Annotated in this window: 13 protein-coding genes; 5 read left to right on the top strand and 8 right to left on the bottom strand. The window is 70.1% G+C overall.

The window, feature by feature from the left end; genetic code table 11:
• Positions 1-276: 276 nt before the first annotated feature.
• From FN829_RS02300 to FN829_RS02290, 3 genes are all read left to right on the top strand, one after another.
• A complete protein-coding gene (locus FN829_RS02300; RefSeq protein WP_142985377.1) occupies positions 277-705 on the top strand; it encodes an ArsR/SmtB family transcription factor in 429 nt (142 codons plus the stop codon).
• Positions 702-1,727 (top strand): permease, encoded by a 1,026-nt coding sequence (locus FN829_RS02295; RefSeq protein WP_142985376.1) that lies wholly within the window; start codon positions 702-704, stop codon positions 1,725-1,727. The genes FN829_RS02300 and FN829_RS02295 overlap by 4 nt, the downstream gene beginning before the upstream one ends.
• A 119-nt stretch (positions 1,728-1,846) precedes the next feature.
• Complete coding sequence (locus FN829_RS02290) at positions 1,847-2,860, top strand: aldo/keto reductase (RefSeq protein ID WP_142985375.1); 1,014 nt, start codon at positions 1,847-1,849, stop codon at positions 2,858-2,860.
• A 10-nt stretch (positions 2,861-2,870) separates the two neighbouring features.
• Here FN829_RS02290 and hisH read toward each other — a convergent pair whose 3' ends face one another.
• The 6 genes from hisH to FN829_RS02260 all read right to left on the bottom strand — a co-directional run bounded on the left by hisH (position 2,871) and on the right by FN829_RS02260 (position 8,877).
• Positions 2,871-3,530 carry an imidazole glycerol phosphate synthase subunit HisH gene (hisH, locus tag FN829_RS02285; RefSeq protein ID WP_142985374.1) on the bottom strand — a complete coding sequence of 220 codons (660 nt, stop codon included), beginning with the start codon at positions 3,528-3,530 and terminating at the stop codon, positions 2,871-2,873.
• Positions 3,531-3,679: 149 nt separating this feature from the next.
• A complete protein-coding gene (gene phnE, locus FN829_RS02280) occupies positions 3,680-4,648 on the bottom strand; it encodes a phosphonate ABC transporter, permease protein PhnE (protein WP_142985373.1) in 969 nt (322 codons plus the stop codon).
• Positions 4,645-5,466, bottom strand: a complete 822-nt coding sequence (locus FN829_RS02275; protein WP_142985372.1) for a phosphonate ABC transporter ATP-binding protein — start codon at positions 5,464-5,466, stop codon at positions 4,645-4,647. Before FN829_RS02275 ends, phnE begins: the two co-directional genes overlap by 4 nt.
• A 22-nt stretch (positions 5,467-5,488) precedes the next feature.
• The gene (locus tag FN829_RS02270; RefSeq protein WP_142985371.1) at positions 5,489-6,544 is read right to left on the bottom strand and encodes a PhnD/SsuA/transferrin family substrate-binding protein; all 1,056 of its coding nucleotides are present in this window, start codon (positions 6,542-6,544) and stop codon (positions 5,489-5,491) included.
• A 183-nt stretch (positions 6,545-6,727) separates the two neighbouring features.
• Positions 6,728-7,402 (bottom strand): uracil-DNA glycosylase, encoded by a 675-nt coding sequence (locus FN829_RS02265; protein WP_142985370.1) that lies wholly within the window; start codon positions 7,400-7,402, stop codon positions 6,728-6,730.
• 41 nt (positions 7,403-7,443) lie between these two features.
• A complete protein-coding gene (locus tag FN829_RS02260) occupies positions 7,444-8,877 on the bottom strand; it encodes a glycerate kinase type-2 family protein (RefSeq protein ID WP_142985369.1) in 1,434 nt (477 codons plus the stop codon).
• 150 nt (positions 8,878-9,027) lie between these two features.
• Here FN829_RS02260 and FN829_RS02255 point away from each other — a divergent pair, with 150 nt between their 5' ends.
• Positions 9,028-10,683 (top strand): molybdopterin-dependent oxidoreductase, encoded by a 1,656-nt coding sequence (locus FN829_RS02255; RefSeq protein WP_142985368.1) that lies wholly within the window; start codon positions 9,028-9,030, stop codon positions 10,681-10,683.
• On the opposite strand, the gene FN829_RS02250 is transcribed toward FN829_RS02255, so the two are convergent.
• Together FN829_RS02250 and FN829_RS02245 are read right to left on the bottom strand one after the other, a co-directional pair.
• Complete coding sequence (locus FN829_RS02250) at positions 10,675-11,289, bottom strand: endonuclease dU (protein WP_142985367.1); 615 nt, start codon at positions 11,287-11,289, stop codon at positions 10,675-10,677. The genes FN829_RS02255 and FN829_RS02250 overlap by 9 nt on opposite strands.
• 25 nt (positions 11,290-11,314) lie before the next feature.
• Complete coding sequence (locus tag FN829_RS02245) at positions 11,315-11,497, bottom strand: DUF5786 family protein (RefSeq protein WP_142985366.1); 183 nt, start codon at positions 11,495-11,497, stop codon at positions 11,315-11,317.
• A 130-nt stretch (positions 11,498-11,627) separates the two neighbouring features.
• Between FN829_RS02245 and FN829_RS02240 the strand changes: the two genes are divergently transcribed.
• Positions 11,628-12,254 (top strand): MBL fold metallo-hydrolase, encoded by a 627-nt coding sequence (locus FN829_RS02240; protein ID WP_142985365.1) that lies wholly within the window; start codon positions 11,628-11,630, stop codon positions 12,252-12,254.
• Positions 12,255-12,278 lie beyond the last annotated feature (24 nt).

Genomic DNA, 12,278 nt, shown 5'->3' with positions numbered 1-12,278 from the left:
TTCACATGAAGATCATCTTAAAAACAGGATCTCAGCGAAACCATTGGGTTCGAACGGTCGTGAAGGGGACGGCTAGCGAGTCCCACATCGAATCGAAACGACCGCAACACTAAAGTTAAATCGGGTTTTCTCAATATGTATGTCGATGCTAGATCGGCTGTTCGGCGGCGGTGAGAAAGAAGACGACTGCTGTGACGTGTGTATCGAGGAGATAGACCCGGAAAGCGGCGAGGAGGGAGCGTGAGCGACCGAACGAAACGAGAAGACTCATCGAACATGTCCAATCAGACCAACGGCAAACGCGACGGAACCGAAGACGGGATCGACGACGGAACCGGATCGACGACCGCGACGCTCGGGCGGCTCGAGGAGGGGAGCGGGAGGGCCTGCTGTGCGGGGTCGGTCATCGACGATCGCCGACCCGACCCGGAGGCGGTCGCGAGCGAGGAGGCGGTGTTCAAGGCGCTCGCGAACGAGAAGCGGCTCGCGGTCGTCCACGCGCTCCGGGACGGCGAGCTCTGCGCCTGCGACCTGGAGGCCGTCCTTGACGCGCCGCAGTCGACGGTGGCCACCCACCTCCGGAAGCTCCGTGACGCGGGGATCGTCCGCACGCGGAAGGACGGGAAGTGGACCCACTACCGCATCGCCGACACCGCGAGCCTCCAACTGATCGACCTGGCCGCGGCGTTGGGAGGGGAGTCGTGATCCCGCCGGGCACTGAAGCGGCGCTCGCCGACTCCTGGGAGTACTTCGTCCACCTCGCGGTGGTCCTCGCGCCGCTGTTTCTGGGGGCCTCCTTCCTCGTCGGGCTCGCCCAGGAGTACCTCCCGCCCGAGCGGGTCGAATCCCTGCTTCGATCGCGGAATCACGGCAGCGGGAACGTCCTCGCGGCGGGGCTGGGGGCGGTGACGCCCTTCTGTTCGTGTTCGACCGTCCCGGTCCTGGCGGGACTGTTGAGCGCGGGCGCGCCGATCGGGATGTCCTTCTCGTTCCTGCTCGCCTCGCCGATCGTCAACTGGATCGCGGTCGTGTTGCTCCTCGGCTTGTTCGGCCCCGCGGTGACGGCTGCGTACGTCGTCGCGGCGCTCACCTGTGCGATCGTCGGCGGACTGGTCGTCGGCGCGCTGGACCTCGATCGCTACGTCAAGGACGTCCGGATCACGACCGGCGGACGGCAGGTGGCGACCGACGGTGGGACGCCGACTGGCGGCACGGCCGCGACCGGCGGCTGCTGTGAACCCGACCCGACGCCGGTGACGGACGGGTGTTGCGAGCGCGACGCGACCGCGACGGCCCGAACCCACACCGACCGGGTCTCGGCGGCTGGCCGCGGCGCGCTCACGTTCTTCCGCGACACGCTCCCGTACCTCCTGCTGGGGATCACCATCGGCGCGTTGATCCACGGCGCGGTCCCCGCGGAGACCCTCCAGCGGGTGGCGGGCCCGGGCAACCCGCTCGCGACCCCGCTCGCGGCGCTCGCCGGCGCGCCGATCTACGTGAGCCTGAGCGGCATGCTCCCGATAGCCCACTCGCTGACGGAGGCGGGTATCCCGATCGGGACCGTGATCGCGTTCGTCATCGGCGGCGCGGGGATCAGCGTCCCGAACCTGATCCTGTTGAACAAGCTGTTCGAGCGCCGGCTGCTCGTCATCTACGCGACCACGGTCGTCACGATCGGCGTCGTCGTCGGCGTGAGCTTCAACACGGTGCTGTCCGGGCTGCTGTAGTCCGCGGTCGGAAGCACCACGCTACCGACCCGCCACTCTGCCACCCTGCCGATCACCACGACACCGCTCCCCTTCCGCTTTCTCGACGTTTTTGCCCTGAGGGTCCGAAGGAGATGATGATGGCGACACCACTCGACGAGATCGACCTCGAGTTCGTGAAACTCGACGGCACCGGCCTGTACACCAGCGAGCTCCAGTTCGGCACCTGGCGGTTCGGCAAGGAGAACGAGGCGGGCGAGATCGAGATCGGCGAGGAGCGCGCCCACGAGCTGCTCGACGCGTACGCCGACGCCGGCGGGCGCTACGTCGACACCGCCGACGTGTACGGCGGCGGCACCTGCGAGGAGTGGATCGGCGACTGGCTCGACGGGCGCGACCGCGAGCGCTACACGATCGCCTCGAAGATCTACTGGCAGACCCGCGACGGCGACCCCAACAGCCGCGGAACGAACCGAAAGAACCTCCGACACCGGCTCGACGCGCTGCTCGACCGGCTCGGCACCGACTACGTCGACGTGCTCTACATCCACCGCTGGGACGACGCGACCGACGCCCGCGAGACCATGAAGACGCTGAACGGGTTCGTCGAGTCCGGGAAGGTCCACTACCTCGGCGCGTCGACGCACCGACCCAACGCCTGGAAGGTCGCCCGCGCGAACGAGATCGCCCGCGCCGAGGGATGGGAGCCGTTCACCGTGCTCCAGCCGCGGTACAACCTCGTCGACCGCGAGATCGAGGGCGACTACCTCGAGTTCGCCCGCCAGCGGGACCTGGCCGTCTGCCCGTGGAGCCCGCTCGGGCAGGGCTTTCTCACCGGTAAGTACGACCGCGAGGAGGACCTGCCCGAGGAGTCGAAGGTCGCGTCCTCGAGCCGGTTCCGAGACGCCTACCTCACCGAGGAGAACTTCGACGTCCACGACGAGCTCGACGCGGTCGCGGCGGAGGTCGACGCCTCGCCCGCGCAGGTCGCGCTCGCGTGGCTCGCCCACCGCGACGGCGTCACCGCCCCGATCGTGGGCGCGCGTACCGTCGACCAGCTCGAGGAGAACCTGGCGGCCGCGAATATCGACCTCTCCGACGAGCAGGTCGACCGGCTCACGGACGCGAAGGCGAGCCCCTACGAGGGGTTATAAGAGTACGACCCTACCGCTCGGCGCAGTACTCGACGAAGTTCCGTAAGATCCGGAGCCCCGTCTCCCCGCTCTTTTCGGGGTGGAACTGCGTGCCGAAGACGTTGCCCGCCTCGTTGGCGACGACCGCCGGGAAGTCGACGCCGTAGTCGGCGGTCGCGACGACGGCGTCGGGATCGTCCGGCTCGGCGTAGTAGGAGTGGACGAAGTAGGCGTACTCGCCGTCGACTCCCTCAACGATCGGGTGGTCGCGCTCGACCGACAGCTCGTTCCATCCCATGTGGGGCACCTTGCGGTCGACGTCGAACCGGACGTTGGTACCAGGCACCAGATCGAGGCCGGTCACCTCGCCTTCGCCCTCGTGGTCGGCCTCCTCGCTCGAGGTGAGGAGCATCTGCATCCCGAGACAGATCCCGAAGAGCGGCCGGCCGGCCTCGGCGTGGTCGGTCAGCGCCTCCCGCAGCGGCCCGGCGTTCTCCATCCCCTCGCGGAACGCGCCGACGCCGGGGAGGACGACGCCGTCGGCGGCGGCGAACGCCTCGGGATCGTCCGTGATCTCGACCGACGCGCCCGCGCGCTCCAGTCCGCGGGTGGCCGAGCGCAGGTTGCCGAGCCCGTAGTCGACCAAGACGACGTCCGCCAGCGTCTCCGCGGGCGGTTCGAAGGTGCTCATACCACCTCTGGGAGGGGGACGGAAAAGTCGGTTTCCCTTGGGGCAGCCGCGTTCGGCCGTCCGTCACCGAAGGGATCGGGTCCGAATCGGCCGGGTGCGAACCGGTCAGGTCCGAACCGGCCGACTCCGAATCGCCGGGAGCCGCCCGGTCACTTCAGCGCGGCCTCGGCCATCCGCTGGGGGAAGCCCAGTAGCAGCGCCACGATCCCCTGCGCCTCGTCGCCCTCGCGGAGCGCGGACCGGATCCGCTGAGAGAAGATCTCCACGGAGATGATCAACACGAGGATGACGAGGATCGTCGCCATCATGTTGGTGAACGCGAACAGCCCCTGCTGGACGGAGAGCACGTTGCCGAGCCCGCCGCCGCCGATGATCCCGAGCGAGACCGCGATCCGGACGTTGATCTCGAAGATGTACAGCGTCCACGCGATGAACGGCGTGGTCACCTGCGAGAGCATGCCGAAGGTGATCGTCTGCGGCTTGTTCGCGCCGGTCGTCTCCATCGCCTCGATCGGGCCGTCCTCGATCTCCTCGAGTTCGTCCGTGAACAGCCGGCCGAGGTTCCCGATCGTGTCGGTGGCGATCGCGAGCGTCGCGGTGACCGGTCCGATCCCGCCGAGCGGGATGTAGATGAGCCCCCACACGAGCGCCGGGATGGCCCGGATGGAGGACATGATCCCGCGGAAGATGAAGTTGAACGGGAAGGGGGTGACGCGGCCGGAGCCTAAGATCCCGAACAGCAGCGCGAGCGGGAATCCCATCACGGTGCCGGCGAAGCCCATCGCGAGCGTGATCCCCGCCTCGCCGAACAGCGGGATGTCGCCGCCGAACCCGCCCCAGATCAGGTTCCGCTCCTGGATGAACGCCCAGTAGTCGAGAAAGCCGCTCGGGTCGATGAAGGGGAACGAGGGCGCGAGGAACGGGAAGAAGTCGCGTAAGGCGTTGAGGAAGTTCGGGACGTACTCCGGGATGTTCGCCGCGAAGAAGCCGACCGAGATCAGCGCGTAGTAGAACACGCCGGCGAGCGCGGCGATCCCGACGACGAAGACGAGCGCGCGGACCCGCCGCGCGAGGACGATCTCCTCGTAGCGGTCGCGGACGCGGTCGCCGTAGCTCATCTCGTCACCCCGCTCGAGGAGCCGCCCGACGCCGCGGTCGCCGCGTCCGCCCCGCCGGCGTCCGCGTCCGTCTCCTCGTCGGGAGCGAACATGCCCTCCGTGTCGATGTCGCCGTAGATTTCGTCTATCACGTCCATGTCGAACTCGTCGCGGTAGCCGTCGAACACCTTCTGCCCGTCGCGCAGTCCGATGAACCGCTCGCCGAACTTCCGCGCGAGGTTCACCTGGTGGAGGCTGATGACCGCCGAGAGGTCGCGATCGCGTGCGGCGGTTCGGAGATACCCCATCACCTGCTGGGAGGAGCCCGGGTCGAGGCTCGCGACCGGCTCGTCGGCGAGTAGGATCGTCGGATCCTGTACCAGCGCGCGGGCGATCCCGACGCGCTGTTGTTGACCGCCGGACATCCGCTGGGCGCTCTGTTGGGCCTGATCCAAGAGTCCGACCGTGTCGAGCGCCTCCAACGCCTGGAGTTTGTCCGACTCGTCCTGTCGCTGGAACAGCGAGTCGATGAACGTGTTCCGGTTGAGCGACCCGGTGAGCGCGTTCGAGTACGCGCTCATCTGGCCGATGATGTTGTGCTGTTGGAAGATCATCGCGACGTCGTCACGGGGACTCGTGACCGGCGTCTCGTCGATCCGTATCTCGCCCTCGGTCGGCGTCTCGAGGGCGTTCATACACCTGAGCAGGGTCGACTTACCCGACCCGGAGACGCCGAGAACGATGACGAACTCGCCTTGCGGAATCTCGAAGGAGACGTCGTCGAGCGCGACCGTCTCGCCGAACCGCTTCGTGAGTCCGTCGACTGTGATGCGACTCATGAGGAGTGAATGGAGAGGGTCGTTACGCGAGGTCCTGGAACTCGAGCCCCAGCTCGTCGAGCACGGTTCGGATCATCTCGTAGTCCTCGATGGTCCCGTCCTGGACGCCGGTGAACCAGAGCGGCTCTCCGTCGTAGTCCTCGCCGTGGCTGAGGTCGTCCTCGGAGACGTTCAGGATGGCCTCCTCGAGTTCGCCCTTCACGGGGTCGTCCCAGTTGGACCGCGTCACGAGCGGCGCGCGCGGGATCGGGTCGGAGACCGCAAGCAGCTGAAGCTCGGTGCCCGACGACTCTATCTCGTCGCCCGCGCCCTCGTACTCCGCGGAGATGTCGACGAAGTCCTGGGACATCTCCTCGAACTGTTCCTGGGGAACGTACGGCGCGGACGAGAACGCGCCGGTGGTCGCCGCCATCACGTCCTCGCGTTGAACCATCTGCTCGCGGGCGGTCGTGTGATCCGAGTACTCCGCGTCGAAGTCCTCCGCGTCGCCGTCGGGCGCGTTCCCGATGTCGAGGCCCGCGTCCTGTAACACGGTGAGCGGGACGAGCGTGCCCGACACCGAGAGGATGTCGCCCATGTAGATCAGCTCGCCCTCGAGGTCGGTCAGGGAATCGATGCCGCTGTCCGGCGTCGTCGTAGTCGTCGAGAAGTACTGGGCCGCGCCGTAGGCGATCCGAATGCCGACGATGTCCAGGATGTCCTCGCCCGCGATGACCGCGGACGGCGAGATGTCCGCGATCTCGCCCTGGTCGTTGCGCATCGCCTGGAGGGTCGCGGTGTAGCTCTCCGCGCGGTCCGGCTCTATCTCGACGTCGACCTCGGACTCGAGGTACTCGAACATCGGCTGGTACTGCTCTTCGATCGCGACGTCCGCCTCCGCCGGGTTCAGGATGAACTGCGCCGTGGGCGTGGACTCCGTGTCGCCCGCGGTTCCCCCGTCAGAGCTCGATCCGTCGCCGGAACTCCCGTCGTCTCCGGACCCGCCGCCGCCGGTACACCCGGCGAGGCCGACGACGCCGCCCGCCCCCGCCGTTTTAACAAACGTCCGCCGGTTCGCCGACCACCTGTTGTCGGACATACACCGGGGAATCAAACTGGCGGGACTAATCGTTTTCTATGTTCACTAGGGAGACATCCCCTGAAAACGGTACTCACGCCCTCACGCGTCCGGAGATCGAACGGGTCGAACGGAAATTCCGGACCGAACGGTGGTTCCGGACCGAACGAATCGAGCGGGCGTGCCGACCCAGATGGGTCCGTCTCAGAACTCGCCGAGCCGCGACTGTCCCCCCGATCCGCCATCTCCGCCCGCGGCGACCCCGCTCAACTCGCCGGCTCGGGCGATCGTCTCGAGGAAGCCGTCGCGCTGGCTCCGGTCGTAGAGGGTCGCCGCGGGGTGGACCGACAGCAGGACCCGCCGTGACTCGCCCCCGATCCGCGCGTCGACGACGTCGCCCGACTCGGCCGTGATCCGAACCGACCGGTCGAGGAGGTGTTCGCTCGGGACCTTGCCCAGCGTCACGATCAGTTCCGGGTCGAGCCCGACGATCTCCGCCTCGAGGTGGCCGCGACAGTTCGCGAGCTCCTCCGTCGTCGGGTCGCGATTCTCCGGGGGGCGACACCGCACGCAGTTCGTGATCCGCACGTCGGCCCGCGCGAGCCCCGCGTCCCGCAACGCCTCGTCGAGCACGTCGCCCGATCGGCCCACGAACGGCTCGCCCTCCTCGTCCTCGGTGGCTCCGGGACCCTCGCCGACGAACAGCAGGTCGGCGTCCGTCGGGCCGACGCCCTCGACGATCCGGCTCCGCGACTCGACCAGCGCCGGGCACCGCTCACAGGAACCCACGCACAGATTCGAGTCGAGCGCGCCGTCTCCGGGGGCGTCACCGACCGCACCGCCTCCGACCGCGTCGGCCTCCGCTCCGTCCTCGCTCATGTCACGGACTGCGGGAGCCGGCGGTATAAGTTCGGACGGTCTCACTCGACCTCGTCCGTCACGACAACCGCCCGGAGGTCGTTGACGTTCGTCCCCGTCGGGCCGGTCCGGAGCAGGGCGTCGGCCTCGTCCAACAGCGGGGCCACGTCGTGCCGATCGAGCGCGTCCCTGGCGGCGGGAGCCGAGAGGGTCGCGGCGTCGACGACCCCGCCAGCGGCGTCGCTCGCCCCGTCGATCCCGTCGGTGTCGACGCTCGCGACGACCGCGCCCTCGCGGTCGAGTTCGATCCCCGCGCTCGCGACGAGCTCGGCGTTCGGTCCGCCGGAGCCGGGGTCGACGGCGTCACCGTCCCCGTCACCCGGGCCGCCGCGGGAGAGCGTCACGGTCGTCTCCCCGCCCGTGAGCAACACCGCGGGCGGGGAGGTCGGCGTCCCGTCGGCGGCGCACCTTTGGGCGAGTTCGGCGTGTTCCCGACCGGCGTCGCGCGCCTCGCCGACGACGTCGTCCGCGACGACGACCCCCTCGTACCCTCGGTCGCCGGCGGCGGTCGCGGCGGCGTCGAGGGCGGTCCGAGCGTTGCCGACGACGAACGTCCGGGCGCGCTCGAAGGCCGGATCGTCGGCCTCCGGCGTCTCGGGGCGCTCGCCGGCGGCCCCCGCGCGGAGGTGATCGCGGACGGCGGCGGGGAATTCGAGGCCGTATCGCTCGACCGTCGCGAGCGCGTCCTCGTACGTCGAGGAGTCGGGGACGGTCGGGCCGCTACCGATCACGGCCGGATCGTCGCCCACCACGTCGCTCACGGCGAGCGTGACGACCGTCGCGGGGGCCGCCGTCCGGGCGAGTCGCCCGCCCTTGACCGCCGAGCAGTGTTTCCTGACCGCGTTGATCTCGTCGATCGACGCTCCGCAGGCGAGCAGGGCGTCGGTGAGATCGCGGAGGTCGTCGACGCCGATCGGGTCAGCCGGGGCGGCGAGGAGCGCGCTCGCGCCGCCCGTGACGACCGCGATCACGAGGTCGTCCGGGCCGGCCGCCGCCGCGGCGTCGACGACGCGCCGGGCGTTCGCGACGCCGCGCTCGGTCGGGAGGGGGTGATCGCCGGCGAGGACCTCGAACGACCGATCCGCCTCCGGCCCGTCCGCTCCCCCCGGTCGCTCCGGTTCGTCCGCGATCACCGTCCCGCCGGCGAACCGACCGCCGAGAGCCGGCCTCAGTCGGTCGGACAACGCCGCCGCCATCCCGTCGGCCGCCTTGCCGGCCCCGACGATCCGAACCGTTTCGTACGCATCGAGGTCGTACCCGCCCGTCTCGCCGTCGACCGCCGCGATCCGGAGCGTTCCGTCCACCACCGAGACTGCGTCGGCGACGACGTTCGCCGGGAGCGCCGCCTCGATCCCCGCGGCGAGACAGTCCAGCGCGACGCCGTGGGCGGGGGTGCGTTCGATCCGATCGCGGTCGCGGAAGGTGACGTCGCCCATGGCGGGGCGGTGGGCCGCGGGGAACAAATAGCCGCCCCCGACCCGACACGTTATATGTTAACAGCCCAACTGAGAGTAGATGCACCGAACGCGACACGCACACTACGGAGCGACGGCGGGCGAACGACGCGGGACCGCCGCCGGTGACGGATGAACGCCGCCGCCGATCGAAACGGAGGCGGAGGCGGGAACGGAGGCGGAGGCAGGAACGGGAGCGACTCCACCGAACCCGACGCGGTGGACCGCGAGACGGCCCTCCGTCGGGCGCTGGGCGGGGGCGTCGTCGGCGCGGCGTGGGTCGCCGGGCTGTTCGCGGCCGCGCCCCTCGTCGGCGGGTTCGGGATCGAGCCCGTCGCCGAACGGGCGATCGCGCTCTCGCCCGGCTGGCTGTCGACGCTCGCGATCGACCTGCTCGGCTTCTACGCGACGCCGACGCTCGTCGCCGCCCTGGTCGCCGGCGTCGTCGTCGCGGCCGCCGCCGGCGGGGTCCTCCTCCCCGTCGCGGCCGATCGGGCGGGACGACGAGCGGGCGAGCGGACGGGGAACCGGTCGATCCCGAACGCGCTCCGCTCACGGACCGGCACCGCGGTCGCGGCGGTCGGCGTCGCCGCGACCCTCCCGCTGTTTCTCGCCGTCGGCGCGGGGGTCTCCCTCGCGCTCGGGGTCGCCGTCGCCGTCGCCGTCGCGCCGCCCGCGCTCGTCGCCCGTCGGGTCCGAGGGACCGACCGGCTGCGTGGTCGGCGGGGATTCCTCCGGCGCGTCGGCGGCCTCGCGGTCGCGGGGAGCGTCCCGCTCGCGGGGCTCCGGTTCCTGTTCGGTCGCCTCGGCGGTCCGGAGGAGAGCGAGCGGGTCGGCGAGTCGCTCGAGCGGTCGGTGTCGCCGCCGAGCGGGGACCCCGCGTTCGACTTCGGCGGGATGCCACCCACAGTCACGTCGCCGTCGGACCACTACGTCGTCGACGTCAACGTGAACCCGCCGGTGATCGATCCCGGGGCGTGGAGTCTGGACGTCGACGGCGCGGTCGCGGAGCCGTACTCGCTCGCGTACGACGACCTGGTGGGCCACGAGGAGAGCCTCGAGCAGACGACGACCATGGTGTGTATCTCCAACGAGGTGGGCGGCGACCTGATCGGGACGGCCCACTGGACGGGGGTCCAACTGTCCGACCTCGTCGCGGCGGCGGGGCCGGCCGAGGGCGCGGTCGACGTGGTCACGTACGCCGCCGACGGCTACAGCGAGGCGATCCCGATGGAGATCGTCGAGCGCGACGACATTCTGATCGCCTACGGGATGGGCGACCGGACGCTGGAGACCGAACACGGGTTCCCGGCGCGATTGCTCGTCCCCGGGCGATACGGGATGAAGATGACGAAGTGGATAGAGCGGATCGAGGTCTCCGGCGTCGACCACGAGGCCTACTGGGAGGAGCGCGGCTGGGACGAGGAGGCGGTCGCGAACACGATGTCGTACGTTCGGACCGGCGTCCGCGACGGCGACCGGGTCGTCGTCGGCGGGGTCGCCTTCGGCGGGTTGGAGACCGGTCTCGAGGAGCTGGCGAGCGTCGAGGTCAGCGTCGACGGCGGGGAGACGTGGAACGGGGGGGAGCTGGAGCCGCAGGTCGCCCCCCACGCGTGGCGGCGCTGGCGGTACGCGTTCGACGCGCCCGACGAAACCGCGTTCGACGTCGTCGTCCGCGCGGTGCGGCGCGACGGGACGGTCCAGACCGAGGAGCGGACGGGGCCCCGGCCGGGGGGGTCGACGGGGTGGCACCGCGAGACCGTCGAGGTCGCGCCGAACTCAGGGTAAGGAGGTGTCCGGAACCGCCTCCCGGTGGGCGCTCGCCGCGATCGACGCGACCCGGAGCGGCTCTGGCCGGCGGAACCCCTCGCGGACGAGCGACCGCACGATCGCGGCCGCGCGGTCGTCCGCGACGCCGACCGCGCGAACGAAGAGCGGGTCCGCCGGGTTCGATCCCTCGAGTACGACCCGGCGGCGGGGCGGCAGCGACCGGTAGACGGCCAGCCGCTCGGCGAGGTCGTCGTCGACGTTGCCGTCGCTGTCGCTGTCGCCGCCGCCGAACGCCTCGCGGAGCGCGGGTTCGAGGCCGGTACTCGCCTCGTAGCTCACCGCGGAGACGGGGCGGTCGAGCTCCTCGCGGATCCGCCGCAGGTCGAGGAGGTTGAACCACGCGGGCGCGACGCCGGCGACGCAGACGTGGCGAACGTCCGCCCGATCGAGGTCGGTCGCGAGATCGACGACCGCGTCGGTGGCGTCGGTGCCGCCGACGGTACATGCGCCGTAGGCCAACCCGTCGAGGGCGCCGTCGGCTCTGAGAATCGCGCCGGCGACGCGGCTCACGCGGTCGCCGTCGGAGAAGGCGACGCCGAGGGTGCGGCTCGGCGGCTCACTCACGGGTCCGAGAACGTCTCACGATACGTCACGTCTCCTCGGATTTGATCTCCTTGAGCCGGTCGAGCAGTTCGTCGTTCGACGCGCCGGGCTCGTACTCGACGGACCCGTCGTGGGTTTCCTGGGCCGCTCGGACGCCGTCGTCGTCGTCGAAGTCCGCATCCAGGTCCTGGTTCTCCTGTTCGGATTCGTCGTAGCTTCCGAAGCCCATGTGTACCCGTGAGTAGTGGACCGTAGCGTATAAATCCCGTGGCGGATCAGTAGTCGGGCGGTTTCGTCGTCGGCTCGCGACCGCGCCGCCGTCGCACACGTTTTTGTCCGGCGGGACGGGTAGGGCGTGTATGGAGCCCATCACCGTCACCGCCGACGCCGAGGAGTTCACCTGTAACGCGTACCTGATCCCCGGCGAGGCGACCACCCTCGTCGACGCCGGGACGATGCCGGGGGTCGCGGACGTCGTCGCCGAGCACGTCGACGACCTGGACCGCGTCGTGCTCACCCACCAGCACCACGACCACGTGGGCGAGCTCGACGCGGTTCTCGACCGGTTCGAGCCCCGGCTGCTGGCGGCCGCCGACCACCCGCGCCGGGACGTGGCGCTGCGCGACGGCGACGAGGTGCTCGTCGGGAGCGAGCCGTGTACGGTGGTGGAGACGCCCGGTCACGCCGACGACCACGTCTCGCTCGTGGGCGAGGAACGCGTCTACACCGGCGACGTCGTCGTCTACAACGACGGCGCGTTCGACGACGGCTCCTTCGGCCGGACCGACATGGCGGGGCAGTCGCGCGAGCGCCTGATCGAGAGCCTCCACGACCTCCTCGAGCGCCTCCCCGACACGGTCGAGGCGATGTACCCCGGCCACGGCGACGTCTACCGGGCGAGCGAGGGAGACGACACCGTCCGGGAGGTGATCGAGCGCGCGACCGAGCGGGCCGAGCGCCGGGAGCCGAAGTACCCCGACAAGTGAGGAACGACGGCATACGCTCTTAAG

This window comes from Halorubrum cibi (assembly GCF_900182635.1).
GTDB classification, from domain to species: domain Archaea; phylum Halobacteriota; class Halobacteria; order Halobacteriales; family Haloferacaceae; genus Halorubrum; species Halorubrum cibi.
The sequence above is the reverse complement of the archived record's forward strand: the minus strand, read 5'-3'. Positions and strand labels throughout refer to the sequence as shown.

What these genes read in the sequence shown, in the direction of transcription:
- FN829_RS02300 (WP_142985377.1), top strand. Translation starts at nt 277, where the DNA reads ATGTCCAATCAGACCAACGGCAAACGCGACGGAACCGAAGACGGGATC.
- FN829_RS02290 (WP_142985375.1), top strand. Translation starts at nt 1,847, where the DNA reads ATGGCGACACCACTCGACGAGATCGACCTCGAGTTCGTGAAACTCGAC.
- hisH (WP_142985374.1), bottom strand. Translation starts at nt 3,530, where the DNA reads ATGAGCACCTTCGAACCGCCCGCGGAGACGCTGGCGGACGTCGTCTTG.
- phnE (WP_142985373.1), bottom strand. Translation starts at nt 4,648, where the DNA reads ATGAGCTACGGCGACCGCGTCCGCGACCGCTACGAGGAGATCGTCCTC.
- FN829_RS02275 (WP_142985372.1), bottom strand. Translation starts at nt 5,466, where the DNA reads ATGAGTCGCATCACAGTCGACGGACTCACGAAGCGGTTCGGCGAGACG.
- FN829_RS02270 (WP_142985371.1), bottom strand. Translation starts at nt 6,544, where the DNA reads ATGTCCGACAACAGGTGGTCGGCGAACCGGCGGACGTTTGTTAAAACG.
- FN829_RS02265 (WP_142985370.1), bottom strand. Translation starts at nt 7,402, where the DNA reads ATGAGCGAGGACGGAGCGGAGGCCGACGCGGTCGGAGGCGGTGCGGTC.
- FN829_RS02260 (WP_142985369.1), bottom strand. Translation starts at nt 8,877, where the DNA reads ATGGGCGACGTCACCTTCCGCGACCGCGATCGGATCGAACGCACCCCC.
- FN829_RS02255 (WP_142985368.1), top strand. Translation starts at nt 9,028, where the DNA reads ATGAACGCCGCCGCCGATCGAAACGGAGGCGGAGGCGGGAACGGAGGC.
- FN829_RS02245 (WP_142985366.1), bottom strand. Translation starts at nt 11,497, where the DNA reads ATGGGCTTCGGAAGCTACGACGAATCCGAACAGGAGAACCAGGACCTG.
- FN829_RS02240 (WP_142985365.1), top strand. Translation starts at nt 11,628, where the DNA reads ATGGAGCCCATCACCGTCACCGCCGACGCCGAGGAGTTCACCTGTAAC.